22 protein-coding genes are annotated in these 26290 nt (G+C 34.9%); 5 read left to right on the forward strand and 17 right to left on the reverse strand.

Features of this window, described 5'->3' with window-relative positions:
• Positions 1-65 precede the first annotated feature (65 nt).
• The 4 genes from IRZ80_RS07585 to hutH form a co-directional block, all read right to left on the reverse strand.
• The gene (locus tag IRZ80_RS07585) at positions 66-1295 is read right to left on the reverse strand and encodes a beta-ketoacyl-[acyl-carrier-protein] synthase family protein (RefSeq protein WP_194640954.1); all 1230 of its coding nucleotides are present in this window, start codon (positions 1293-1295) and stop codon (positions 66-68) included.
• A gap of 15 nt (positions 1296-1310) precedes the next feature.
• Positions 1311-2042, reverse strand: a complete 732-nt coding sequence (gene fabG, locus IRZ80_RS07590) for a 3-oxoacyl-ACP reductase FabG (protein ID WP_194640955.1) — start codon at positions 2040-2042, stop codon at positions 1311-1313.
• Between the two features lie 82 nt (positions 2043-2124).
• Complete coding sequence (locus IRZ80_RS07595; RefSeq protein ID WP_194640956.1) at positions 2125-3237, reverse strand: WG repeat-containing protein; 1113 nt, start codon at positions 3235-3237, stop codon at positions 2125-2127.
• 37 nt (positions 3238-3274) lie between these two features.
• Positions 3275-4795 (reverse strand): histidine ammonia-lyase, encoded by a 1521-nt coding sequence (hutH, locus tag IRZ80_RS07600; RefSeq protein ID WP_194640957.1) that lies wholly within the window; start codon positions 4793-4795, stop codon positions 3275-3277.
• Positions 4796-4995: 200 nt separating this feature from the next.
• On the opposite strand from hutH, the gene IRZ80_RS07605 reads away from it, so the two are divergent.
• The gene (locus tag IRZ80_RS07605) at positions 4996-6069 is read left to right on the forward strand and encodes a methyltransferase (protein WP_194640958.1); all 1074 of its coding nucleotides are present in this window, start codon (positions 4996-4998) and stop codon (positions 6067-6069) included.
• Positions 6070-6155: 86 nt separating this feature from the next.
• Positions 6156-7409 (forward strand): NAD(P)/FAD-dependent oxidoreductase, encoded by a 1254-nt coding sequence (locus tag IRZ80_RS07610; protein ID WP_194640959.1) that lies wholly within the window; start codon positions 6156-6158, stop codon positions 7407-7409.
• Positions 7410-7446: 37 nt separating this feature from the next.
• Here IRZ80_RS07610 and IRZ80_RS07615 read toward each other — a convergent pair whose 3' ends face one another.
• The 5 genes from IRZ80_RS07615 to IRZ80_RS07635 form a co-directional block, all read right to left on the reverse strand.
• On the reverse strand, positions 7447-8040 hold the full coding sequence (locus tag IRZ80_RS07615) for a hypothetical protein (RefSeq protein WP_194640960.1): 594 nt from the start codon (positions 8038-8040) through the stop codon (positions 7447-7449).
• Positions 8041-8411: 371 nt separating this feature from the next.
• Positions 8412-9851, reverse strand: coding sequence for a TolC family protein (locus IRZ80_RS07620; RefSeq protein ID WP_410504219.1), 1440 nt, complete (start codon positions 9849-9851; stop codon positions 8412-8414).
• A complete protein-coding gene (locus IRZ80_RS07625; protein ID WP_194640962.1) occupies positions 9832-13002 on the reverse strand; it encodes an efflux RND transporter permease subunit in 3171 nt (1056 codons plus the stop codon). The genes IRZ80_RS07620 and IRZ80_RS07625 overlap by 20 nt, the downstream gene beginning before the upstream one ends.
• A 92-nt stretch (positions 13003-13094) precedes the next feature.
• Positions 13095-14177: an efflux RND transporter periplasmic adaptor subunit gene (locus IRZ80_RS07630; RefSeq protein ID WP_194640963.1), complete on the reverse strand. Its 1083-nt coding sequence runs from the start codon at positions 14175-14177 to the stop codon at positions 13095-13097.
• A 195-nt stretch (positions 14178-14372) separates the two neighbouring features.
• The gene (locus tag IRZ80_RS07635) at positions 14373-14732 is read right to left on the reverse strand and encodes a hypothetical protein (protein WP_194640964.1); all 360 of its coding nucleotides are present in this window, start codon (positions 14730-14732) and stop codon (positions 14373-14375) included.
• 345 nt (positions 14733-15077) lie between these two features.
• Here IRZ80_RS07635 and IRZ80_RS07640 point away from each other — a divergent pair, with 345 nt between their 5' ends.
• On the forward strand, positions 15078-15647 hold the full coding sequence (locus tag IRZ80_RS07640) for a pentapeptide repeat-containing protein (protein ID WP_194640965.1): 570 nt from the start codon (positions 15078-15080) through the stop codon (positions 15645-15647).
• Positions 15648-15737: 90 nt separating this feature from the next.
• Here the strand turns inward: IRZ80_RS07640 and IRZ80_RS07645 are convergent, their stop codons facing one another.
• From IRZ80_RS07645 to glyA, 8 genes are all read right to left on the reverse strand, one after another.
• Positions 15738-16223: a DUF1269 domain-containing protein gene (locus IRZ80_RS07645; RefSeq protein ID WP_194640966.1), complete on the reverse strand. Its 486-nt coding sequence runs from the start codon at positions 16221-16223 to the stop codon at positions 15738-15740.
• Between the two features lie 160 nt (positions 16224-16383).
• Positions 16384-16842 carry a VOC family protein gene (locus IRZ80_RS07650; RefSeq protein WP_194640967.1) on the reverse strand — a complete coding sequence of 153 codons (459 nt, stop codon included), beginning with the start codon at positions 16840-16842 and terminating at the stop codon, positions 16384-16386.
• Positions 16843-17051: 209 nt separating this feature from the next.
• Positions 17052-17798 (reverse strand): LytR/AlgR family response regulator transcription factor, encoded by a 747-nt coding sequence (locus IRZ80_RS07655; protein ID WP_194640968.1) that lies wholly within the window; start codon positions 17796-17798, stop codon positions 17052-17054.
• Complete coding sequence (locus IRZ80_RS07660; RefSeq protein ID WP_194640969.1) at positions 17791-19494, reverse strand: sensor histidine kinase; 1704 nt, start codon at positions 19492-19494, stop codon at positions 17791-17793. The genes IRZ80_RS07655 and IRZ80_RS07660 overlap by 8 nt, the downstream gene beginning before the upstream one ends.
• Positions 19495-19615: 121 nt before the next feature.
• On the reverse strand, positions 19616-20113 hold the full coding sequence (locus tag IRZ80_RS07665) for a GNAT family N-acetyltransferase (protein ID WP_194640970.1): 498 nt from the start codon (positions 20111-20113) through the stop codon (positions 19616-19618).
• Between the two features lie 69 nt (positions 20114-20182).
• Positions 20183-21223: a GMP reductase gene (locus IRZ80_RS07670; RefSeq protein ID WP_194640971.1), complete on the reverse strand. Its 1041-nt coding sequence runs from the start codon at positions 21221-21223 to the stop codon at positions 20183-20185.
• A gap of 200 nt (positions 21224-21423) precedes the next feature.
• Positions 21424-22017 carry a tRNA-(ms[2]io[6]A)-hydroxylase gene (locus IRZ80_RS07675; protein WP_100430265.1) on the reverse strand — a complete coding sequence of 198 codons (594 nt, stop codon included), beginning with the start codon at positions 22015-22017 and terminating at the stop codon, positions 21424-21426.
• A gap of 134 nt (positions 22018-22151) precedes the next feature.
• Positions 22152-23426, reverse strand: coding sequence for a serine hydroxymethyltransferase (gene glyA, locus IRZ80_RS07680; protein ID WP_194640972.1), 1275 nt, complete (start codon positions 23424-23426; stop codon positions 22152-22154).
• Between the two features lie 107 nt (positions 23427-23533).
• Between glyA and fahA the strand changes: the two genes are divergently transcribed.
• Positions 23534-24817, forward strand: coding sequence for a fumarylacetoacetase (gene fahA / locus IRZ80_RS07685; protein WP_194640973.1), 1284 nt, complete (start codon positions 23534-23536; stop codon positions 24815-24817).
• Between the two features lie 525 nt (positions 24818-25342).
• A complete protein-coding gene (locus tag IRZ80_RS07690) occupies positions 25343-25945 on the forward strand; it encodes a hypothetical protein (protein WP_194640974.1) in 603 nt (200 codons plus the stop codon).
• Positions 25946-26290 lie beyond the last annotated feature (345 nt).

The following is a 26290-nucleotide window of genomic DNA, read 5'->3' on the forward strand; positions in this document are numbered from 1 at the left end:
TGGGAAACATGTAATCGCATATTAACTTTAGTCTTTATGACCAATTTTAAGGAATGCTTATTTCATTACTTTTTTTTATACTTTTTAACTACTAATGCTGAATTCGTACCTCCAAAACCGAAGGAATTCGACAAAAATATATCAATTTTTTTATTTAACGTTGTTTTAACCAAATTTAATTTTGCAGCATCAGCATCTGGTGTTTCCAAATTAATATTTGGTGCTATGAAATCATTCTGCATCATCAGAATAGAATAAATTACCTCACTCGCTCCAGCCATCCAGCATTCGTGTCCTGTCATTGATTTTGTTGAACTTACATAAGGATTATTCTCTCCAAAAACTTCAAAAATAGCCTTTGCTTCATTATCGTCTCCTACGGGAGTTGACGTTGCATGGGCATTAATATAATCAACCTCACTTGACTTTATGCCTGCTTCATCCAAAGCTCTTTGCATTGCCGTAGAAGGGCCTTCGACATTTGGAGTAGAGATATGGCCTCCATTGGATGAAAATCCATATCCGATTACTTCTGCCAAGATAGTGGCTCCTCTTTTTATTGCCGAATCATAAGACTCCAAAATCAAAGTGGCAGCACCACCGCTTGGAATTAATCCATCGCGATTGGCATCAAAAGGTCTTGAAGCTTTGGCCGGTTCATCTTCTCTGGCAGAAAAAACACCCAAACCATCAAAACTACTCATCGCATATTTATTAATTTCCTGAGCTCCTCCACAGATAACTATATCCTGAAAACCGCTTTTAATTAAAAAATATGCCATCCCAATAGAATGAGAACCGCTCGCACAGGCAGCACTAATTGTCAAATTAATCCCCCTCAGCTTAAAAATTGTCGAAAGATTCATGGTAACAGTCGAATTCATGGACTTAAAAATAGCCCCCGAACCTATTAAAGTAGTATCTTTTTTCTCACGAATAATATCTGTTGCCTCAATAATAGCCTTAGATACACTATCATTACCATACATAACGCCAACTTCATTTTTTTCAAAAAAAGCATCATCAATATTGGCATTTTTTAAGGCTTCAATAGTTGCCATATATGCATATTCCGTTTCCTCTCCAAGACTTATTCTTTGTCTTCTGGAAAGTAAATTTTTTAAATCCGGTTTAGGTACTGTACCCGTCAAAGCTGATCTAAAACCAAATTCCTTGCGTTCTGGATCAAATACAATTCCAGACTTTCCTTCAAATAAAGAATCTTTTACTTCATCAAGCGAAGTTCCAATACAGGAATAAATTCCCATTCCCGTTATGACCACTCTATTATTCATTGATAACTTTTATTTTTATGAATAAATTCCACCATTAATATTAATCACTTCACCAGTAATATAACTGGCTTTCTTCGAAACAAGAAAACTAACCAGATCCGCAACTTCATCAGCTTCACCAAAACGATTTAAAGGTATCATTTTTGTCAATTCGGCTTCATCAAGTTCGCTGGTCATATCTGTTTTTATAAAACCCGGAGCAACGGCATTTACAGTAATGTTTCTTTTGGCTATTTCCTGCGCCAAAGCTTTGGTAGCACCTATTATTGCACCCTTAGCAGCCGAATAATTGGTTTGCCCTGCCGTACCTTTCACTCCCGATAAAGACACCATATTTACAATGCGTCCATATTTATTACGAAGCATTTTTTGCATAAAAAAATTAGTCACATTAAAAAAACCATTCAAACTGGTATTTATAACACTTGACCAATCATCTTGGCTCATCCACATGAACAAACCGTCTTTTGTAATTCCTGCATTGTTTACAATGACCTCGACAACCGCTTTTGGATTTGCCTCTTGCCATTGTGTCAATACCGATTGAACTTCAGTAAAATCAGCAACATTAAATTGCAGAATTTCCCCAGTAGCACCTTTTGCCACTACAGATTCCAAAGTTTCTTCAGCAGCTTTTTTATTGGAATGGTAATTAATTAAAATATGATAATCACTATCCAGTGCCAATTTTTCGCAGATAGCACTGCCAATTCCTCTTGAACCTCCTGTTACCAATGCACACTTCATATATAAAATTTAAATTGTAGATTTTAGATTGCTGTGTTAATTAACCCTTTTTCAGAAAGTAATTTTTCAATCTAAAATATAATTACTTTTGAAAAGGTTCTGCGTTTTCAAACCATTGATTTCCTAAGACAGAACCATCTGGTTTTAAAAACCCCCACTTATTTTCGTTCTTAACTCTTGCTGTTCCCTTAATGAATCCTTTTTGGTCATCTTTAAAAATCGAAAAAATACCTCCAGCTGTAATACCATACTGCGTTGGAATTACCAATTTTCCGGTTGTATTTATAAAACCCCAATTTTTATCTTTAACCGGTGCCAAACCATCCGCACTGAACATTTCTGCATCATTATAAACAGGGTCAATAACTAAAGTTCCCTTCATATCAATATATCCCCATTTTTTACCAACTAATACTGGGGCTAGATTTTTATTAAAAGATTTGGCTTTATCAAATTTAGGTTCTATAACCCAATTCCCTTTTAAGTCAATAAATCCTATCTTATCATTTTTTCTAGCATAAGTAATGTCTTGAACCAAAAAATCCCAGATTTTATCTACTCCATCAATTGCTCTGAATTTCCCTGATACTACTAAACCAAAAGCAGTACCATTTTTTGCCCAAGTAACATTTTTAAAATAATTTCCAATTTCGTCATAAATTATTTCTACAACAATTTTACCTGTATTATCAATTATTCCCCAACGGTCATTATTTTTAACTCTTGCAAAACCGTTTTCAAATGATTTAATCATATCATATTTTGGTTCAACAACAATTGCCATCTTATTGTTTATCAATCCAATTTTATCTCCTTGTCTGATGAATGCAACTCCATCTTCAAAATCGTATAATTTTTCTGTAATTGGAGGTGTTTGAACTTCTCCCTTTTTATTAATAAATACCCATTTTTTATCTTTCGATACTACACAAATTCCGCTATTAAAGTATTTGGCATCGTCAAATGCTGCTGGTATTATTATTTCTCCTTTAGCATTTATAAAACCCCATTTCCCATTATCTTCAAAAGCGGCTAAACCATCTGAAAAGTTTTTAGCATTTTTATATTTTGGCTGAATACTAAATTCCCCCGTTTTTGAAATATAACCAAACTTATCGTCTTTTCTCACTAAAGCCAGTTCTTGAGCACTTATAAATTGATAAAATAGAATAAAAAACAATGCTGATTTTTTCATGTTTTATAATTTTAAAATATTAAAAACAAACAAATTACTAATTACTCATCAAATAATCTTTTACCTTTTGTACAAAAGGATACATAACCTGATCCTTTTCGAACCTTGGGATTATTAATCTAACATCATCATATATTTTTCTAGTTACAGATGAAATTAAATCTTTTTGCTCCAGACAATCAATTGCCTGAACAATAGTTATCAGTTCGATTGCCAAAACTTCAAAAGCATTTTCTATAACCTTGGAGGTAATCACGGCCGCATTTGTACCCATACTTACAATATCCTGATTGTCATTGTTGTTTGGAATACTGTGAACATACATCGGATTCGACAGCATTTGATTTTCGGCAGTGGTTGAAGTCGCCGTAAATTGAACTCCCTGCATTCCAAAATTAAAGCCTAAAGTTCCCAAATTGACAAATGGAGGCAAAAGTTCATTAATTTTTGAATTTAATAAATAATTCAGCTGTCTTTCGGCAAGCATTGTTAATTTGGTAATAACAATTTTTAATTTATCCATTTCCAGCGAAATATAATCTCCGTGAAAATTCCCGCCATGGTATACATGCTGGTTTTTTACATCTATAATAGGATTGTCATTTGCAGAGTTAAATTCTTCTTCGAGAATGGAAGCCACATTATTTATCGTTTCCAATATTGGTCCCAAAATTTGGGGAACACAGCGCAATGAATAATATTCCTGCACTTTTTCTTTAAAAACATCTTCGGTATTTTCGCCAGAATATAGATGATCTTCCCTCTTTCTAATCAAGGCACTGTCGGCAAGATTCGAACGCATTCTGGAAGCAATTTCCCGTTGTCCTTGATGACGTTTTGTATTATTTAACTCCTCAGAGAAATGATCGTCATACGCTTGTACAACTTCATTAATAGCACCCGAAAATTTTATAGACCAATCTATTAATTTATTGGCATTATGTACATTAACAACTCCTATTCCAGTCATTACCGAAGTTCCGTTCATTAACGCCAGACCTTCTCTGATTTCTACCTGAATAGGTTCTAATTTTTCTATTGCAAAAACTTCTGCCGTAGCTCTTCTTTCTCCTTTATAAAAAACCTCTCCTTCACCAATAAGAACCAAGGCCAAATGCGCCAATTGCACTAAATCGCCGCTCGCTCCTACTCCGCCATGTTCAAAAATTAAAGGTGTAATATCTTTGTTAATAAGTTCTTTCATCAAATGAATTACTGACGGATGAACCCCTGAATTACCTAAGGAAAGCGTGTTTAATCGAGCCAATATTGCCGCTTTTACACAAGCAGCACTCAATGGTTTTCCTGTACCGGAAGCGTGGCTGCGAATCAAATTATATTGTAGCTGTATCCGGTCTTCGTCTTTAATACGATATTGGGCCATAGGACCAAAACCAGTATTCACACCATAAATAATTTTGTTGACTGAAAATTCCTTTAAAAAATCAAAACTTTCATTAACTCTGTCTAAAACATCCTGACTGATATCTATTTTATTATTATCAAAAATTACAGATTCGAACTCTTTTAGACTTAAATATTCCTTTAAAGTATTCATTAACTTGTATTTATTTTTTTACATTAAATATATTAAAATTTTGTTTTTATTTAGGATTTAATGTGGTTAATTTGAATGAGCAAATGTAGCATAATATCGCTAAAATATGCAAAACGATGTTTTATTTTACAATTATCATTTCAAAAAATATCTAACTACAACAAAAACAAACACATATATATAATTTTAAATCAAAATAAATGAAAGATTTTGGTTCGGATAAAAAAACCGTTATTCAGGCTAACTTAGATGCCCAAAAAATTGCCTTTGCCCCCATAATGTTTCAGGCGGCGAAATCACTTCGAAATCTAGGAATTTTAGACTATTTGTTTCATCACACAAAAGCAAATACAGAAACCATTGCAAAATCATTAAACTTATCTGTTTACGGTGTAAAGGTACTACTCGAAGCCGGTCTAAGCTTAGAACTGGTTTATCTGAGGAACAACGAATTTATATTAACAAAAACAGGCTACTTCATCCTAAGAGACAAAGCAACCAATATTAATATGGATTTCACGCAGGATGTTAATTATTTTGCAATGAATCATCTCGAGGAATCTATAGTACAGGGTAAGCCAAAAGGGCTAAAAGAATTAGGAAATTGGGATACAGTTTACATAGGATTATCAGAATTGCCAGAAAAAGCCAAGAAAAGCTGGTTCGATTTTGATCATTTTTATTCAGATTATACGTTTCCCGATGTACTGCCTATTCTATTTAATTCCAATCCTAAAACCATTATGGATGTTGGGGGTAACACTGGTAAATTTGCTATGCTATGTGCGAAATACAATCCAACTGTAAAAATTACTATTCTCGATTTACCAGGGCAGACCAAAATGGCTCAAAAAAATATCGCCGAAAACAATCTCGAAGATAGAATTTTCACTAAAAATATTAATCTTCTTGATCCTTCCAGCGTTTTACCAAAAGATTTTGATGCCATTTGGATGAGTCAGTTCATTGATTGTTTTTCTTTGGAAGAAATAGAAAAAATTTTCAGCAAAGCTCATGCTGCCATGTCTGAAAACACCCGTTTTTATATCTTGGAAACCTTTTGGGATTTACAAAGATTCCAATCTTCAACATACAGCCTGCACGCAACTTCACTATATTTTACAGCTGTTGCCAACGGAAACAGTCAAATGTTTCATTCGAAAGATATTTTAAAAATCATCGAAAAAGTAGGTTTTGAGGTAGACGAAATACATGAAATCATCGGAATGAGCCACACCTTGATTAAATGTAAAAAAAAGAATCGTATAGAATGATAAATATTTAAATTTGCACAATCCAAAGACGCTATCAGTAAAAATAGTATCTTTTATTTTTAGAAATTTTAATTCCAAAATAATAAATGTTACAAGAGTTCGTAGATGTTTTAATCATTGGAGCGGGACCATCCGGATGTGTTTCTGCTTCCTATCTTCATAAAAAAGGAATCAAGATCAAGGTTGTCGAAAAAACAAAATTCCCTCGAATTGTTGTAGGCGAAAGCCTCATTCCCAGAGTAATGGATCATTTTGCCGAAGCAGAATTATTTGAAAGTCTCGACGCCATGAACTTTGAGAAAAAACTGGGTGCCCGATTCATTAGAGGTGAAGAAATTTGTGTTTTCGATTTTAGCAATAAATTTTCTGAAGGCTGGGATTGGACTTGGCAAGTACCCAGAGCCGATTTTGACAACACCATGGCCCAGGAAGTAATTCGAAAAGGTATTGATCTGGAATTTGAGTCAGAAGTAATCTCGGTTGCTTTTAAAGGAAAAAATTCAACGACAGTTGTTAAGAACAAAAATGGTGTTTTAAAAGAAATCCATGCCAAATTCATTATCGATTCCAGTGGTTATGGAAGGGTTTTACCAAGATTATTAGACTTGGATACTCCTTCAAAACTGGATCCGCATTCCTCGATTTTCACCCACGTTGTCGACAAAAACCGTCCAGAAGGTGAGGAAGGAACAATGATTTCTTTTGACATTCTTGAAACTCAGGTCTGGTTATGGGTTATTCCTTTTTCCAATGGAAATACCAGTTTGGGAGTTGTAGGCCCAACAGATTTTATCAATTCGCTTTCTACTAATAAAGACAACGCCGAAGCCTTAAAAAATGCCATTCAGCTTTCGGACTATTATATTAAACGTTTTGCAGGTGTCGATTTTTTATTCGAACCAATTAAATTAGAAAATTACTCCCGCTCTGTCAAAAAAATGTACGGAGACGGTTTTGTCTTAACTGGAAACAGCTCAGAGTTTTTGGATCCGGTGTTTTCATCTGGGGTTGCTTTTGCAACGGAGTCAGGTATGCTTGCTGCTAAATTATTTCTAAAAGAATCACAAGGCATAGCAGTAGACTGGGAAGAAGAATTTACGGCTTACATGAAACGAGGAATTGCGGTATTTACCACTTATGTAAAGGAATGGTACACTGGAAATCTTCAGACTTTGTTTTTTCATCAGCCCGAAAATCCCGATGTAAAAAGAAAAATATGTGCTGTACTGGCGGGTTATGTTTGGGATGAAGAAAATCCTTTTGTGAAAAAACATGACAATCTAATCAAAAACATGGCACATATACTCGAAATGGAAAGCAAAAAAACGAAAAAAACCTAGTTTAAAACTAGGTTTTCCTTCATTTTATACAAAAAAATTACATTGCTTTTTTCTTGATATGTGTCGCAATTTCTTTAGCTAATTTAGCATATGACTCTGATATTCGGTAACCCGAATTATAATCATATCCCATTGCTCCATTTCCAGGAACCTTTTCATATTGAATTGAAGCCAAAACGTTACTTGGATTTGCGGTTTCAAAAATAGTGATAATAACATCTATTTTTGCATTTTGTCTCATAACACCAACATTATAACCAGGATAAATCCAACTCGTTTTAACATTCATTGTATACTTGGCTGTCGTTAGGTCTTTACCTACTTTTACCTCGCCCTTATCAAATCTTTTATTGAAGGATTCAATAAATTTAGGTTCGTATCTGTTTTCTCTATCCGCAAACCAAGACTTTTTGAAATCATCATCTGTTCCTTTTTCTTCTCTTTTTTTCATTTTATCTAATAAGAAAGCCTCTTCAGTATCAAATTTATCAACTTTTAAATTTGAATAATCAAAGGTTAGATTGTATTCTGTAATACCTTTAAGATTTTTAAAATCTCCTTTTACAACATCCATGTCTTGAGCGGTCATAATTGAAGAAACAAACAACAGTGCAAAAACAATTTTTTTCATTTAATAATTTGTGTTAATATTAATAATCAATAGTCTTCAAATGTAAGAAATTTTATTTTCGTTTTCATGAACTGCAAAAAAAATATATAAATGAAAACGATTAATTCTCCAATCTGGAATTTTTCCTTTTTAGACCAATAAATTCGATTATTGTCTTGTAATTTTTAACGGTAATTACTTCACTGTATAAAAAATTGATTATCCAATAACTCTCTGAAATGATAGAATAGCCAGCCCTTGACTAATAAAAATTCTGCTGTTTGCTAGACTGGTACAATCACAAAAAAAGCCCCAAACACTTTGACATGTTTGGGGCTTTTGGCAACTAAAAAAATGGTATTATAAAGTTGTACTGCAATATCACTGAAGGATTATTTCCATCCTCCGCCTAAGTCTCTGTACACATATACAGAAGCATTAAGCTGTTCTTTTTTGGTCTCAATTAGTTCAAGTTTTGATTCTAAAGCATCGCGCTGTGTCATTAAAACTTCAAAATAATCGACTCTGGCCGACTTGAACAAATCTCCTGCCACATCAATCGAACGGTTCAAAGCATCAACCTGCTGTGATTTTAAATCATAGCTTTTTTCTAAATTATTGATTTTAGAAAGCTGATTGGCAACTTCGATATAAGCATTCAAAATCGTACGCTCATAATTATACAAAGCCTGAATTTGTCTTGCATTGGCAGAGCTGTACTCGGCTTTCAGAGCATTTCTGTTAATCAGAGGAGCTGTAATATCTCCCGCTAATGAGTACAATAACGATTCTGGAAGCGTAAACAGATAAGACGGTTTAAAGGCATTAAATCCTATTCCAGCAGTAATATCAAGTGATGGATAAAACTCGGCACGGGCTGTTTTCACATCGAGTTTTGCCGCTTCAAGTTCTAATTCAGCTTGTTTAATATCAGGACGATTGGCCAGCAATTGTGACGGAATTCCTGAATTTACTGCCGATGGCACTAAACTGGCAAAGTTAGCTTTGTCTCTCTTTATTTCCTGCGGATACTGCCCTAGCAGGAAATTGATTTTATTCTCCGTCTCTTTTATGTTCTGAAGAATGTCAAACTCCATGCTTTTCGAAGCCATCACCTCAGCCTGAAATTTCTGAACCGCTAATTCTGTTGCTCTCGAAGCTTCTTTCTGGATTTTAACAATCTCCAGCGCATTGCTCTGCAAAGTAATATTCTGCTTTACAATCTCCAACTGATTGTCTAAGGCTAATAATTCATAATACGAATCGGCAACCTCGGCAATAAGATTGGTAATCACAAAGTTTTTACCTTCAACTGTTGCTAAATAACGGCTTACTGCAGCTTTTTTAGAATTGCGCAGTTTTTTCCAGATATCTACTTCCCATTTTGCGTAAGCTCCAATTTTAAGATCTCCTAATGGATCCGGCATTTCTTTTCCAGGCATGATTTCAGTCGAAGCATCACCAGCACCCTGGCTCGTGTAACGTCCTACTTTTTCAATTCCTGCTCCTGCTGCTAGTCCAACCTGTGGCAGCAACAGTCCTTTTTTTACACGGATATCATTTTTGGCAATTTCAATTTCCTGCAGGGTAATCTGTAACTCCTGATTATTTTTCAGAGCAGTATCAATCAGATTTACCAAGTTTGGATCTTTAAAATAAGTTCTCCACGGTGTGGCAGAAATATTAGTTGTATCGGTACTTTTATCGAAAGACTGCGGCACGGCTTTTTTCTCTGCCAAAGGCGAAAGAACCGGTGTACAGCTTGCCACCGCCAGGCAGATACCTAGCGGGACAATATATTTAAATGACTTATTATACTGCATGATTATCATCAAATTCTTCAGTTAATGGATTTTCTTTTTGATTTTTTACATAGGTAAATCTTTCAGCTATTCGACCGAAAACATAATACAGTCCAGGAATTATGAATACACCGCAGATTGTACCTATAAGCATTCCTCCTGCTGCTGCAGTACCAATGGTTCTGTTACCAATTTTACCTGGACCAGTCGCAAAAGCTAACGGAAGCAATCCGGCAATAAACGCAAATGATGTCATCAAGATAGGACGGAACCTTGCTTTGGAACCTTCCATAGCCGCTTCCAGCACCGATTTTCCTGCCGCATGTTTCTGAATGGCAAATTCTACAATCAAAACAGCATTTTTACCCAGTAAACCAATAAGCATTACCATCGCAACCTGAGCGTAAATATTGTTTTCCAAACCTGTAAATTTCAGTAAAAGGAAAGCACCAAATATACCTGCAGGCAATGACAAGATTACTGAGAAAGGCAGAATGAAACTTTCGTATTGTGCTGCCAAAACCAAGTAAACGAAACCTAAACAGATAAGGAATACCCAGATTGCCTGATTTCCCTGTGCCACCTCATCGGCAGAAATACCTGCCCAATCAATGTCATATCCTCTAGGCAATTTTTCGGCTGCCACTTCCTGAATAACTTTAATCGCAGTTCCCGAGCTGTATCCAGGAGCTGCAGCACCACTGATCTCTGTAGAAGTATACATATTATGTCTCGTAATTTCCGAAAGACCGTACACTTTTTCCAATTTCATGAAAGCTGAGAAAGGAACCATTTCATCACGGTTGTTTTTTACATACAGTTTTAAAATATCCTCTGGCAGAGCGCGGTATTCCGGAGCCGCCTGAACGATAACTTTATAGTTGATTCCGTATTTAATGAAACTGATTTCGTAGTTACTTCCCACCAGCGTAGATAAGGTATTCATCGCGTTTTCGATAGATACACCTTTTTGCTGTGCCAAGTCATTATCGACTTTCATCATAAACTGAGGGAAACTGGCACTGTAAAAACTGAATACATTCGATAACTCAGGACGTTTGTTGAGTTCTTTAACAAAATCGCTGTTAATCTTCTCCATTTTCTTGTAATCGCCTGAACCCGTTTTGTCTAATAAACGAAGCTCAAATCCTCCCGCAGCTCCATATCCTGGTACCGCTGGCGGCTGGAAAAATTCGATATTAGCACCTGGAATGTCTTTTGATTTTTCTTCCAATTCGGTCATAACCTCCTGCACAGAATGCTTACGGTCGCTCCAGTTTTTAAGATTGATCAAACAGGTTCCTGCATTCGATCCAGTACCTTCTGTCAAAATTTCATAACCTGCCAATGAAGAAACGGACTGTACGCCTTCTACAGTTTCGGCAATTTTTTGAAGTTTTACAGAAATGTCATTTGTTCTTTCCAATGATGAACCTGGAGGCGTTTGAATAATAGCATAAAACATCCCCTGATCTTCATTTGGAATAAATCCTGAAGGAACAGTACTGCTCACAAACCAAGTTCCTGCACAGAATCCTAAAAGCACCACAATAGTAACAGCTCTTCTGTTTACAATTTTTCCAAGTACATTTTGATATTTTGTCTGCGTAAGATTAAACATATTATTAAAACCATCCACAAATCGGTTTATTGGTGTTCTCTTTTTTGGTGCTCCGTGATTATTGGTCAGCATCATCGCGCAGAGTGCCGGAGTTAATGTCAATGCCACAACACCAGAAAGAACAATCGCTGTTACCATTGTAATAGAGAACTGTCTGTAAAACATCCCAACAGGCCCAGACATAAATGTAACAGGAATAAATACGGCCACCATCAGGAATGTAATCGCAATAATAGCTCCCGAAATCTCGTGCATTGCTTCTTTAGTTGCTTTCAAAGCTGAGAGATGTTTTTCCTCCATCTTGGCATGGACGGCTTCGATAACCACAATCGCATCATCGACGACAATTCCGATTGCCAGAACCAATGCAAACAACGTAATTAAGTTCAGCGAAATATCAAAAAACTGCATGAACGCAAAAGTTCCGATTAACGAAACCGGTACTGCAATCGCAGGAATAACGGTAGAACGCCAGTCACCCAAGAAAAGAAACACAACTAATCCTACCAAAATGAACGCTTCAATCAAGGTATGGATTACTTTTTCGATAGAAGCATCAAGGAATTTAGAAACGTCATACGAAATTTCATAATCCATTCCTTTTGGGAATTTTTTCTTGATGGTTTCTAATTTGGCTTTCAAATCTTCAATAACCTGATTGGCATTACTTCCAAAAGACTGTTTCAGCACGATAGCTGCTGATGGTCTTCCGTTCAAGTTCGAGTAAATATCATACATCGAACTTCCAAATTCAATGTTGGCAACGTCTTTCAAACGCAAAATTTCGCCATTCGGATTGGATTTCAAAATGATATTACCGTACTGTTCTTTGGTAGTAAACCTTCCTGAATATTTCAATACATACTCAAATGCCTGAGAACGTTTTCCTGAGGCTTCACCTGTTTTCCCTGGCGAAGCTTCCAAACTCTGGCTGGATAATGCTTCCATTACCTCCTCTGCCGAAATTTTATAAGCAAGCATTCGGTCCGGTTTCAGCCAGATACGCATTGCATACTCACGTGTTCCCAAAATATCTCCGGAACCAATACCATTTACCCTTTTCAATTCAGACAAAACATTGATATCGGCATAATTGTATAAGAACTTCTGATCTGTATTTTTATCTGTACTGAAAAGATTCACGTACATAAGCATACTCGGAACTTCACGGGTAATTTTCACACCTTCCCTTACTACCAGCGGTGGCAGTTTATTGGTAACCGAAGCCACACGGTTCTGCACGTTAATAGCGGCTTGGTTAGGATCAGTTCCTAAGTTGAATACCACTTGAATACTGGCTTCACCGTCATTTCCTGCATCAGAAGTCATGTATTTCATTCCCGGAACACCGTTTAGTGCTCTTTCTAACGGAATAACAACCGATTTGATCATCAGCTCACCATTAGAACCAGGATAATCTGCGGTAATATTCACCATTGGCGGTGATATGGACGGAAATTGGGTGATCGGCAGATTCATCACCGACAGCACCCCTAAAAAGACAATTATAAGCGATATTACTATCGACATAACTGGTCTTTGTATAAATTTATCAAACATTTGTTTCTATTTTTTTATGATTAAACCAAATTCGTGTTTTACATTAAACTGTTATTGAATACTGTAAACTACTGCAAACTGATTACTTAAAACTATTCTGCTTTTAAACGCAAATGAGTAATAACTTCCTGAGGCGCAACATACTTATAGTGAACTTTATCATTATCTTTCACCTTCTGAACACCCTCCAGTAAGATTTTATCATTTACAGTAATCCCGCTGTCAATCATATATAAATCTGGAATTTCTCCTTTAATTATAATTTCTCTAGAGCTAACCACATCATTTTTATCTACAACAAAAACATATTTTTTGTCCTGAATTTCATAAGTAGCTTTCTGCGGAATCACAATTACATTATGAAGCGGAGATTCCATCAGTACCTTTCCGGTTTGTCCGTGTTTCAATAATTTACCTGGATTAGAGAATCTTGCTCTAAAAGCAATATTTCCGGTTTCATTATCAAATTCACTTTCGATAACTTCAACATTTCCTTTTTCTTTAAATGTAGTACCATTAGCTAAAAGCAGACCAACTCTGTTTTGAGCTCTTCCTTTAACATTGGTTTCGTAATCCAGATATTCAGGCTCAGAAACATTAAAATAAGCAAACATCTGACTGTTGTCGGAAAGGCTGGTAAGTAATTCGCCTTCATCAATAAGACTTCCCAGTTTCTTTGGAATTCTGTCGATAGTTCCGTCAAACGGAGCTCTGATTTCGGTAAATGATAAATGCACTTTTGCAAGAGCAACTTCGGCTTTTGCCTGATCTAATTTGGCTTGGGCAACAGCCTGTTCATTTTTTGAAACTATATTTTTATCTGCTAATGTTTTAGCATTTTTAAGTTCAATTTCAGCCGCTTTTTCTTCTGCCTGTGCACCTAATAATTCTGCTTCATAGATTTTTGGCATAATGCGGAACAATACTTGGCCGGCTTTTACAAACTGACCTTCATCAACATAAATATTCTGCAGAAATCCTTTCTCTTGAGCTCTGATTTCAATGTTTCGGACAGAGCGGATTTGGGAAACATACTGCTTCGTAAATGAAGTGTCAATCTTTACAGGATTAGTAACTTCAAAAGTTTCGGCTTCTTCTTTTTCTTCTTTCTTGCTTGTACAGCTTGTAAGGGACAACACGGCAATTAAGCCCGTGAAAACGATAATTCTCTTCATAGTATAAAATTGGTAATTAAGCGAATGGAAAATTTAGGAATACAGAAAATTCCCAAGGTCAGAAAATGACCATCAGCTACTAAGGTGAAACTAAACTGTCCAGAATGAAAATACTTAATAAACCAACATTATACAAGATTATATAAACATTGGACATCCATAAGTCACACCATTAGTAATTGATGTGAAATGGAATCAAATTCTTAAAACTCCTATTTCAAGATAAATAGGATTATCATGCCCATAATATGGTGCAAAAAAATTGAATTGTTTGGAGTTATCCTTGTAGGCTTGACTGGAGAATGTCAAATACCAATTTGCTAATAAACTTTTACCAGCAGTTAATTCTTTAACTGAATTGTCAGCACTGTGCAGTTCCTCATCCAGATCTACATCAGCTTCTTCAATTAAAACACTTCCGGCTTCTGCTTTTTTTACTTTTACCTGATGTTTTTTAACCAAATCAAAAGAAGGTGATTCGTTTTCAATTATTTTAGGAGCAGTTTCTGCATGAATATATTGTCCGCCGCCTAACAGCAGAAAAAATAAATACATAAAATATAAAGTGACTCCTCTCATAATGACCCCAAAAGTAATAAAAGATTAAAATAAAAAAACTTTTTTTTGACCATACCCATTCAAAAAAGCCAGCGAAATCGTTTTCTTAAAGTAATATTTTGCAATATTTTATGCTTTATTAACACTCTTAATTGCAATTTTAGTAGTTTAAAACCTATAAATACTGCTTTTAACAATCTGTTTTTTCAAAAATTTTACATACAAAACAGCTGGGGACCTGCAAAAATATTTCAATTTTCATCAGACAAATATTAATTCCTATGCTTTTTTTAAGCAATAGAAATCGTTTCTTTGCTAATAATTCATAAAATTAATTCCTTCATGCCCGAATATTTTTTCGATCAAGAATATAACAGTTATACTTATGGCTCAGATGAAGTCAATTTCAAGGAATTTGAAAGCTGTACGTTTAATAACTGCACATTTTCTGCCTGCAGTTTTATAGATGTTACTTTCATCGACTGCGTTTTTAACGACTGTATTTTCAGCCAGAGCAAAATAAATCATGTAGCTTTGAGAACAGTAACTTTCTACCGGTGTGAAATCAAGGAAGTTAATTTTGCGATGTGCAGCAAACTCATTTTTGAAGTCCGTTTTTTTGACTGCGTATTGGATTTTTCTAAATTTTATACGCTGAAAATAAAAGGAACGCCTTTTATCAACTGCAGCTTGATTGCAGTCGATTTTATGGCTGCAGATCTGACGGAAGTGCTTTTTGAAAACTGTGATTTATACCGCGCCGAATTTGCGAAAGCCAATGCAAATAAAGCCAATTTCAAGACCAGCAGACATTATACAATTGATCCAAAAACGACCAAATTAAAGAAAGCCATTTTCTCATTGGAAGGACTAAAAGGACTGCTTTATAAACATGACATAATAGTAAACTGATTCTGCAAAAAAAGTTCCCTTAGCAGCCATAAATAAAAGCTGTTAAAGAAACTCATTAAAATATTTCAGTTTTTAAATAATGTAAAAAAATTAAGCGATCATCTCCAGATGATCTCCATCAGTATGCAAAATGTGTTTTGCTCTTTCAATTTCTTCTTGGGCTCCTTTTACGATTACCATAAATTTTCCCTCTTTTAGATGTTCCTGACATTTGACTACCTCTTCTTCTTTAAGTCCTGTAAAAGACAAAAGCGAAATCGCACCTCCCGCAATCAGACCTAAATCAAGACCGGCAATAATCCCGACAAGTGCACCTGCGCCATAGAGAAACCCAAAACCGGGAATTGCAAACACACCTACTCCCGAAAGCAGGCCAAGAAGTGTACCCGCACCCATCCCAATGACAGCCGGAGTTTTTTTTATCGTATCGAGTGACTTAACTTGAATATGATCTTCAATCACTTCAGCTTTGCCCAGCAGTGAAACATGATCCATAGAAAAATTCTCCTGACTCAATCTTTTTATAGCACTGACTGCTTTGTCATGGGTGTCGTAAACTGCAATTTGTGATTTCATAATAGATACTTTTTAAGTTACTTATAACGTTTCATTTATATCATACTATCCATAATAAAGTTACCATTTAATGCGGTAAATACAGCGGTAATTAACTTTACAAATACACAAAAATTCTTTCTTTTTAATTCATTTTCAAAACATTATACCGACCTATATCTTATTGAAACATTTCATCAAACCGTTTCTGCATCTCTTCAAAACTTACATCTTCTTTATGAGTGGCTATCATCCATTTGTACCCAAAAGGATCTAATAACTGCCCACCTCTATCGCCATAAAACTCATCTTTCATAGGCATTAAAACTGTTGCGCCGGCATCAATTGCTTTCTGAAACACCGCATCTGAATCCTTAACATACAAACCAAAAGTTAAAGGATTACCGCCAATAGTTTTTGGACTTACATTTCCCCAATCGCTGTTCTCTTCAGACAGCATCAATAAAGAGCCTTCGATAGTTATTTCTGCATGGCCAATTTTTCCGTCGGGCATTAATAATCTGCCCAGCTCTATTGCGCCAAAAGCTTTTTTGTAAAATTCTATAGCCTCATTGCATCCTTTTACTGCTATATAAGCATTCAATGAATAAGCCCCCGGATAAATGTGTGATGTTTCCATAAATTTCATGTTTTTAATTCATACTATTTGATAATCAATACATTAAAATTACTTCTTTCTAAATTATAATCTGCAGTTATATGTAAATTATATAACAGGAGACATTTATAATACAAATTCAAAACACCTATAGCTGAAGCTTTAAGACAATTTTGAATTAAAAAAAACCGAAGATTTACGGCTTCGGTTTATATTATTTTTGACAAAAATCAGACTAGAGCTTTTTTGACCAGATCTTTCTTATTACGGGAAACGGGAATCCGATTCTGGTCATAAAGCAACAAAGTATAATTATCTTCTTTAAGCAGGCTTTTTACATATTTTTTATTCACCAAATGGGACTGATGACAGCGAATAAACCCATAAACACAAAGCATTTCATCGTATTCATAAAGAGGCACAGTAGAAATTATCGTTTCACCTTCATCGGTATAAAATAATGTATAGCTGTTTTCGCTTTCGCAGCGGACTATATTTTTAACATAGACAAAACGGATTTCTTTAAGCGATGAAATAGCAATGCGATGATCGGAACTATTATTGTTTTCTTTCAGATGATGAAGTAAATTCTGAAGCTGTAGATTTTGATTTTTATGTTTCAGCTTTTCGCTTGTTTTTGCAACTGCTTTTTTTAACTCTTCAATATCGATTGGTTTCAAAAGATAATCAATTGCCGAAAATTTAATCGCCTGAATTCCATACTGGCTGAAAGCAGTTACAAATATTACTTCAAAATCATACGAATTGAGTTCCTGTAAAACCTGAAAACCATTCTTCTCCGGCATTTGAATATCCAGAAAAACCAGATCAGGATGACTGTTTTTAATAAGCTCTATTCCTTTGTCAGCATCAGACGACGAACCAATAATCGTTACTTCTGGGCAATATTTTTCCAGTAACCGCTGTAGATTGGTAATATTGTTTTGTTCGTCGTCGATGATGATTCCTTTAATCATTTTTCAGCCAGTTTTTATAACGGATAATAATGTGTGTACCAGATGAACTACTTTCGATTTTCATATCAACTTTCATCTTTTTCGTTGATTGATTAAATAACTCAATTCTTTCTTTAACGAGTTTTAAACCAAAACCTTTCTGCTCTGCTAAAATATCAAAACCTTTTCCATTATCAGCTAACTCAAATAGTAAATCATCTGCCTTTTTTGAAATGGTAACTGTTATTTCTGCTTTTTCTTTATTTGAAATTCCGTGTTTTATCGCATTTTCTATCAAAGGCTGCATCAAAAGAGGAAGTATTTCCGTTTCGTGAACATTTACCTTTTCATCGATGATTAAACGATATGAGAAAGGATTTCGCAACTGCTCTAATTCAATATAATTGTTAATGCTTTTTATTTCATTTTCAATACTCTGTGTTTCATTTTCACTAGAAGTAAGCGCATTTCTAAGCAGTGAACCAAAACCAGCCAAATATTGATTTGCTTTTTCTATCTGATTATCATTAAGCAGCCCCTGAATAGAACCCAAAGCATTGAATACAAAATGAGGATTAAGCTGTGCATAAAGCATTTTTATTTTTGACTTTTGTTCCAATCGTTTTCTTTCAGTCATTCTTCTCATCCAAATGATGTAAACAACTGAAAAAATTAATAGAAAAAACATTCCAATGACAATTTTAAACCATAGTGTCTGGTACCAATCGGGTTCAGTATTGAATTTATAGACAGCAACATATTTCGGATCGTCCTTATAACGGATTTCAAGCTTATACTCGGCACCAGATTCATTCAAATCCAGAAAAATGATACCATTCGAATTAGTCCATTCCCCTTTTTTAGAATTTACGCTGTTGCGGTATTCAAAACTATCATAAATTCTTTTTTTACCATTGGGCTTTCTAAAAACCAAGCAATATTTTTCACCTTTGAAGTGTCTGCTTCTATTTCCTATAATTCTTGGAGCAAAATCTTCAGGCCAGGAATCATGAAAATTTGATTTATCAAAAAAACTGTCTTTATGCAATTTATCTATAGATTCCTGAATAAAATTTTCAAAACTTACCGTTTTATTTAAATCATTGGAATTTGATATTATAATAAAAGGCTTTCTGGCACCTTCTTTCTTCTCAAAATGCAGCTTCAAAAAACTTTCTTTTCCTTTTTGTCTAAATAAAATTAACAGTTTATCTCCGTTAACTAATGAATCTGTGTAAGGAAAATAACCATTTTCAAAACGCTTTTTCCCTTCAAGAAGATTAGTTTCAGTATACTTTTTTGTTTCTGTAACTAAAGTCCAATTTTTTACGATTTTATTATTTTTTACAATTTGAATTTCCAGATCTGTAATTCGATATAAATCTTTATTTATTTTGAGAGTATCAATACCTCTGACTCCTATCATAAATAAATTATCAAACACTTTTGGATCCGTTATTTTAAGATTGATTTTCTCTCCTAAGACTATAAAATGATACTCTTTATTTGATAAATTATTAAATATTGCAGAATTATAATATGGATCTTTACTTTCATTAGACGAAATATATTTATTACGAATAAAATTATTTTCAACTCGAACTGTTGTTTTGTTTAAAACAAAATAAGCATTAGTAGCTGGCTTCTCAATTGTCTCTTTTGATTGAGCTATACTCAGAGAAGAAACAAACAATAATAAATAAAGGAAATTCTTCATGGTTTTGATTTTTTAGTGAATAATACATTTTTATAAAGCAAATGTAAATGCACTATTGCTAAGAAATCCGGGGTTCTTGAATTGGGTCAGATTCGTCTTGAATCAGGCAAAAAACTGCTGATTACAGCTTTTTAATCATAATATAATCCTCCATAAGATAACCATTCCCGATTTCGATATTTACCTCATCAAAAACTTCAAAACCAATTTTCTGGTAGAAGTGCAAAGCTTTATTGAATCGGTTTACGTTGAGTAAAAGAGAATCGGAATTATTTTCTAAAGCCAGTTTTTCGACAGCTTCAAAAGCAATTCTTCCTATTCCTCTGCCTTGGGTTTGGGGCAGAATATAAATCTTATGAATTTTTGTCTTATTCTCTTTCTGATAATAATGCTCAATTCCGATAAATCCTAAAACTGTTTCTTCTTCGGTAATTAAATAAAACAGCTGTTGTTTTTCATCAAACTGAGCTGTTAATGCTTCGTCAGAATAAAACAAATCCAGCATGTAGTGTAATTGCTCTTTGGATAAAATTTCGCCATACGTTATAGGCCAGGTTTTATAAACAATATCCTGAATTGTTTTTATATCGCTGTTTACAGCTTCTAAAATTGTAATCATATTTAATAAGTCGAAAGTTTAAATGTCGTAAAGTCAAAAGTATCCAACCAGAAAAAATCCTTAAAATAATTAATCGGTGAAAACCTGATTTTCCTGTTCGCTTACTCGTATAAATGTAGTTCGTTTAGTGAGTTCCTTTAGTCTTGAAGCGCCTACATAGGTACAAGTGCTGCGCAAGCCTCCCAAAATATCCAGCAGTGTATTGATAACCTTGCCTTTGAAAGGTATCTGAACAGTTTTTCCTTCGCTAGCTCTGTATTCAGCAACACCGCCAACGTGTTTATCCATTGCAGTTGCAGAGCTCATTCCGTAAAACTGCTTGAATTTTTGACCATCAATTTCGATTAGCTCACCGCCGCTTTCAGTATGTCCGGCCAGCATTCCTCCCAGCATTACAAAATCAGAGCCTGCACCAAAAGCTTTGGCAACATCGCCTGGAATTGCACAGCCTCCATCGCTGATAATATGTCCGCCTAAACCGTGCGCTGCATCAGCACACTCTATAATGGCCGAAAGCTGCGGATATCCAACTCCTGTTTTTACACGGGTGGTACAGACTGAGCCGGGACCGATTCCGACTTTTACAATATCAGCTCCAGCCAATAATAGTTCTTCAACCATTTCGCCAGTGACTACATTGCCGGCAATAATAACTTTATCGGGATATTGTTTTCGGGTTTGCTTTAAAAACTGAACAAAGTGTTCGGAATATCCATTGGCTACATCAATACAGATAAATCGAAGCAGCGGATTTGCTTTTATAATTGTATTAATTTTTACAGAATCCTCTTTTCCGGTTCCTGTACTTATTGCAATATAATTATAGAAATCCGGAGAAACTTTCTGCAGGAAATCATTCCATTCCTGCGGAGAATAATGTTTATGAATGGCTGTAAAGAGCTTTTCTTTGGCCAAAACTGCTGCCATTTCAAAAGTCCCGACAGTATCCATATTGGCAGCCATAATTGGAATTCCTGTCCACGAACCTGTACTGTGCAGAAAATTAAAATTCCGTTCCAGTGAAACTTCAGATCTGCTTTTTAAAGTAGATCTTTTAGGTCTGATCATAACGTCTTTAAATCCTAATTTTAAGTCAGTTTCTATTCTCATGGCTATAGCTTTTGGTTACTCTCAAATATAGCCATTTTGAAAGCTGACCCGTAAAAAACAGGCAAAAACTAATAATCCTTTTATCAACAAAATGTAGAGGTTTAAATTTATTTAAAGTTTAATATTGTTTAAATTGAAACTTTGGAATTGCTTTTGGCAAAAGTTAAACCTTAAACTTTTAAACCTTTAAACAAAAAAACTTATCCGTGAATGGTCTCGCCTTTTCCATAATTGGCAATAATCGATTCTTCATAAGCAAGCCATTCTCTCCAGCGTTTTTCGACATCAATTCCAACTCCGTATTTTCGCGCATAAGTTATAAACGTTGTGTAATGTCCCGCTTCGCTTTCCATCAGTTCTCTGTAAAAAACAGCGAGTTCTTCATCTTTAATATTTTCCGATAAAACTTTGAAACGCTCACAACTTCTGGCCTCAATCATAGCCGAAAACAGCAATCGTTCAACAAGACCCGAAACCCGGCTCCCATCACCACTTTTTTTCATGTACAGATATAATTCATTCACATAATCGTCTTTACGCTCACGGCCTAATTTCAGTCCGCGCTTGATAATGATATTGTGTACCTGCTCAAAATGATCGATTTCTTCTTTGGCCAGAGCCAATAAATCCTTTACCAAATCCTGATGTTCCGAATTATTGGTGATAATCGTAATAGCATTGGTAGCTGCTTTCTGCTCGCACCAAGCATGATCAGTAAGGATTTCTTCTATATTTTTCTCTACTATATTGACCCATCTAGGATCGGTTGGCAGCTGTAATCGTAATACGCCCATTTTTTTTTGTTTAAAGGTTTAAAATTTGTTTAAGGTTTAAAGTTCAATTAAAATAAAAAAAGTTTAAAGTTTTGAAATGCTTTTAGACATACACAAAACCTTAAACTTTTAAACTTTAAACTTTTAAACTAAATTTAAAAAACGAAGATTGCTCTTTCGCTCATCATTTCGTCAACTTCGCTTGCTACCGCTTCGATAACATCTTCGTTTGTATGATCTGATAAAACTCTGTCGATCAAATCAACGATAGTTTCCATATCTTCTTCCACAAGACCGCGAGTAGTAACTGCAGCAGTTCCCACACGGATACCAGAAGTTACAAATGGTGATTTATCATCAAATGGAACCATGTTTTTATTTACAGTGATTTCTGCTTTTACCAATGCATTTTCAGCATCTTTACCAGAAATTCCTTTATTTCTAAGGTCAATCAGCATCATGTGATTATCAGTTCCTCCAGAAATAATATTGTATCCTCTTTTTACAAAAGCATCAGCCATTGCGTTTGCGTTTTTTTGCAACTGCATAGCATACGTAAAGAACTCATCTTGTAAAGCCTCTCCAAAAGCTACTGCTTTTGCTGCAATAATATGCATTAAAGGACCTCCTTGATTTCCAGGAAAAACAGCTAGATCTAATAAAGAAGACATCATTCTGATTTCACCTTTTGGAGTTTTCAATCCCCATGGATTTTCAAAATCTTTACCCATCAAAATCAGACCTCCTCTTGGTCCGCGTAATGTTTTGTGAGTAGTAGTTGTAACAATATGACAGTGAGGAATTGGGTCATTCATTAAACCTTTTGCGATAAGTCCTGCTGGATGAGAAATATCAGCCATCAAAATTGCTCCAACGCTGTCTGCGATTACTCTAAAACGCTCAAAATCCATATCACGTGAATATGCCGAAGCACCCGCAACGATTATTTTTGGCTGTTCTTTAGTCGCTATTTCCTGAATTTTATCATAATCTAATCTTCCTGTTTCCTTATCTACACCGTAGAAAACAGGATTGTAAACACGTCCTGAAAAGTTTACAGGAGAACCGTGAGTCAAGTGACCACCGTGAGACAAATCGAATCCTAATATTTTATCACCTGGCTGTAAACAAGCATGGTAAACAGAAGCATTTGCCTGAGATCCAGAGTGTGGCTGTACGTTTGCATACGCAGCACCAAACAATTCTTTAGCTCTGTCGATAGCAATCTGCTCAATAACATCCACAACCTCGCATCCTCCGTAATATCTTTTGCCGGGATAGCCTTCAGCATATTTGTTTGTTAAAATAGAACCAGCTGCTTCTATTACTTCATCACTTACAAAATTCTCTGAAGCAATAAGCTCCAGTCCATGAATCTGTCTGTCTTGTTCTTCTAAAATAAGGTCAAAAATTTGTTTGTCGCGTTGCATTTCTTTGATTTTCGTTAATTTGACGCAAAAATACAAAAAAACGTTTGGTAAACAATTAGATTATAATATATTTGACAAGTAATTTTCAACAAAACAACACCATTATCATGCCAATAACAGCCAACGACACTAGTAGAAAATCATGGTTAGAGGTACTGCCCGACAGCGACTTCCCTATCCAAAATATTCCGTTTGGAGTTTTCCTTACCAAGGAAAACATTGTGACAGTAGGCTCTAGAATTGGTGATTTTGCAATCGACTTGGGTGCATTGCAGCAACTGAATTACTTCGAAGGAATTGAATTGACAGATGATATGTTTATGCAGGATACTTTGAATGATTTCATTTCCGACGGGCAGAAAACATGGCGTTTAGTCCGAAACAGAATTGCAGAAATTTTTGATGCCACAAACCCTGAATTAAGAGACAATACCAAGCATAGAGACATTGTTATTTTCAAGATGGAAGATGTAGAAATGCAGCTTCCTGTACTGATAGGCGATTATACTGATTTTTATTCCAGCAGAGAACATGCTACCAATGTAGGCAAGATGTTTCGTGATCCCGAAAATGCTTTACTGCCAAACTGGCTTCACGTTCCTGTAGGATACCACGGAAGAAGTTCTTCTATTATTCCGTCTGGAATTCCTGTTCACAGACCGATGGGGCAGATTCTGCCAAACGGTGAAACTTCACCTGTTTTTGGTCCGTCACGATCAGTAGATTTCGAATTGGAAACGGCTTTCATCACTACCGACTGCAATATTATGGGCGAAACTATTCCCATTGCCGAAACCGAAGATTATATTTTCGGGATGGTTTTAATGAATGACTGGAGTGCGCGTGATATCCAAAAATGGGAATATGTACCGCTGGGACCATTCTTAGCAAAAAATTTTGCTACATCTATTTCTCCATGGATTATCACTATGGATGCTTTAGAACCTTTTAAAACTAAAGGTCCAAAGCAGGAACCGACGCCTTTTCCTTATTTGCAGCAAAAAGGAAAACACACCTTTGATATTAATCTTGAAGTTGCCATTGCACCAGAAAACGGAGAGCCGACTATTGTTTCCAGAACCAACTTTAAATACATGTATTGGAGCATGAGCCAGCAGTTAGCACATCATACTTCTAATGGATGCCGTGTTAACTCAGGCGACATGATGGGCTCAGGAACTATTTCAGGACCAACGCCGGACAGCTACGGTTCCATGCTGGAATTATCATGGGGCGGAAAAAATCCAATCACTTTAAATGACGGAAGCGAACGTAAATTTATTAATGATAACGACACTGTAATCATAAAAGGACACAGTCAAAACGGACAGGTACGTATTGGTTTTGGTGAATGTTCCAGCAAGCTGCTCCCTCCTTTTGTAAGGCAATAGAATTTTATTTCAACTATATAAAATCCGACATTTTTTTATAATCTGTCGGATTTTTTTATGCCCTTATATCAAGAAGTTCATTAACTAGACTGTTTTTTTCTTACAAATAATTACACAAAAATTCACATTTAAAAAAACAAAAGACATCATAATTCATTAATTTTTATCACTACATTTAGTTTAATCTGTTGCGATAAAGATAATAACAAACCTAAAACAGAGTTAGAAAAATTGCCTCCTGCAACACAAACAGAAGCAAGATCCAAATTAGCCTGTTCTACTTTCTAATTTGAAACAGCCCAAATTACATCAGGTATTTTAATTGGTAAAATAACCACATCTACAATTTTTATAACTTATTACCCCTCAAAAAAATTATTTTGAAACTTATTAATTCACTCTTGCAATTATTTAGTATTTCAATTACCTAAATTAAAAAAAATAAGAAATTTAACATAAAAAAAACATTAAGATCATTTTATATGTATAAATTTACAAAAAACACTTATTTAAACACTTCACACTATGAAAACAATAATTTACATTTTAGCATTATTTGCTTTTGTTTCTTGTAGCCAAGATGACAAAGCAAAAAAAGATACTTCTTTTTCACTGCCGCCCGAAACTCAAACAGGAGCCAATACTTTTGGAGTAACCATAAACGGAAAAGTTTATGTACCACGAGACCCCACTGGTGTTAGTGTGGGGCCAAGTGCCAAAGGAATGATTTTTTGGGGTGCTCCAGATAATGTTTCTTGGAATGAAATTGAAGTTGTAGATGGCGCAAGTTCTCCTAGTTTTCAAATTATTATTCATTTGCAAAATTTTAATGCAACAGGAGTTGCACAATATACTCTCAAACAAAGTAATTTTCATAAAGGGATAGATAGCACACCCAATAATCATATTTATTTTAATATTTGGGATAGTAATATTAAAAATTACGCATACTATGGGTCTGTTGAAAATCAAGGCTTTATAGATGTATTAAGAAATTCTAATGGAATAGTTTCGGGGAAATTTTCTGGAAAATTTGTTCGTTATGATAATCCAAACGAATTTATAACAATAGCTGATGGCAGATTTGACATAAACACCTTTACATTGCAAAATCATTCATTCTTTTGAAATTTAATAAGTTATAAAAAAAATAATTCCCATTTGTTTTTTTGCCTGTTTGTTTTTCTCTTGTGTTTCAACTAAAGTAAATACGAATCATAAAAATGATTATTCTGTTCTAAAAGAAAACAAAATATACATAATCAAAACGAAAAGTAAGGGCACAATTAGACACTTTAAGTTTAAAAACGAAACCAATGAAAGTATAATAGGAATATATCAAAATACCGAATTGCAGATAAACAAAAATGAAATACTAAAAATCAATAAATTTAGTATAGCAAAAGTTATTGCTGTAGTTGTTCCTCCTGTTTTAATTGTTATTGCATTAACAAGTTTTAAACCTAATTATTA

Origin of the sequence: Flavobacterium sp. HJJ (assembly GCF_015351475.1) — a bacterium.
In the GTDB taxonomy this organism is placed as follows: Bacteria; Bacteroidota; Bacteroidia; order Flavobacteriales; family Flavobacteriaceae; genus Flavobacterium; species Flavobacterium marginilacus.

Coding starts and splice junctions, on each gene's coding strand:
- IRZ80_RS07585 (WP_194640954.1), bottom strand. CDS start 1,295: ATGAATAATAGAGTGGTCATAACGGGAATGGGAATTTATTCCTGTATT.
- fabG (WP_194640955.1), bottom strand. CDS start 2,042: ATGAAGTGTGCATTGGTAACAGGAGGTTCAAGAGGAATTGGCAGTGCT.
- IRZ80_RS07595 (WP_194640956.1), bottom strand. CDS start 3,237: ATGAAAAAATCAGCATTGTTTTTTATTCTATTTTATCAATTTATAAGT.
- hutH (WP_194640957.1), bottom strand. CDS start 4,795: ATGAATACTTTAAAGGAATATTTAAGTCTAAAAGAGTTCGAATCTGTA.
- IRZ80_RS07605 (WP_194640958.1), top strand. CDS start 4,996: ATGAAAGATTTTGGTTCGGATAAAAAAACCGTTATTCAGGCTAACTTA.
- IRZ80_RS07610 (WP_194640959.1), top strand. CDS start 6,156: ATGTTACAAGAGTTCGTAGATGTTTTAATCATTGGAGCGGGACCATCC.
- IRZ80_RS07615 (WP_194640960.1), bottom strand. CDS start 8,040: ATGAAAAAAATTGTTTTTGCACTGTTGTTTGTTTCTTCAATTATGACC.
- IRZ80_RS07620 (WP_410504219.1), bottom strand. CDS start 9,851: ATGATAATCATGCAGTATAATAAGTCATTTAAATATATTGTCCCGCTA.
- IRZ80_RS07625 (WP_194640962.1), bottom strand. CDS start 13,002: ATGTTTGATAAATTTATACAAAGACCAGTTATGTCGATAGTAATATCG.
- IRZ80_RS07630 (WP_194640963.1), bottom strand. CDS start 14,177: ATGAAGAGAATTATCGTTTTCACGGGCTTAATTGCCGTGTTGTCCCTT.
- IRZ80_RS07635 (WP_194640964.1), bottom strand. CDS start 14,732: ATGTATTTATTTTTTCTGCTGTTAGGCGGCGGACAATATATTCATGCA.
- IRZ80_RS07640 (WP_194640965.1), top strand. CDS start 15,078: ATGCCCGAATATTTTTTCGATCAAGAATATAACAGTTATACTTATGGC.
- IRZ80_RS07645 (WP_194640966.1), bottom strand. CDS start 16,223: ATGAAATCACAAATTGCAGTTTACGACACCCATGACAAAGCAGTCAGT.
- IRZ80_RS07650 (WP_194640967.1), bottom strand. CDS start 16,842: ATGGAAACATCACACATTTATCCGGGGGCTTATTCATTGAATGCTTAT.
- IRZ80_RS07655 (WP_194640968.1), bottom strand. CDS start 17,798: ATGATTAAAGGAATCATCATCGACGACGAACAAAACAATATTACCAAT.
- IRZ80_RS07660 (WP_194640969.1), bottom strand. CDS start 19,494: ATGAAGAATTTCCTTTATTTATTATTGTTTGTTTCTTCTCTGAGTATA.
- IRZ80_RS07665 (WP_194640970.1), bottom strand. CDS start 20,113: ATGATTACAATTTTAGAAGCTGTAAACAGCGATATAAAAACAATTCAG.
- IRZ80_RS07670 (WP_194640971.1), bottom strand. CDS start 21,223: ATGAGAATAGAAACTGACTTAAAATTAGGATTTAAAGACGTTATGATC.
- IRZ80_RS07675 (WP_100430265.1), bottom strand. CDS start 22,017: ATGGGCGTATTACGATTACAGCTGCCAACCGATCCTAGATGGGTCAAT.
- glyA (WP_194640972.1), bottom strand. CDS start 23,426: ATGCAACGCGACAAACAAATTTTTGACCTTATTTTAGAAGAACAAGAC.
- fahA (WP_194640973.1), top strand. CDS start 23,534: ATGCCAATAACAGCCAACGACACTAGTAGAAAATCATGGTTAGAGGTA.
- IRZ80_RS07690 (WP_194640974.1), top strand. CDS start 25,343: ATGAAAACAATAATTTACATTTTAGCATTATTTGCTTTTGTTTCTTGT.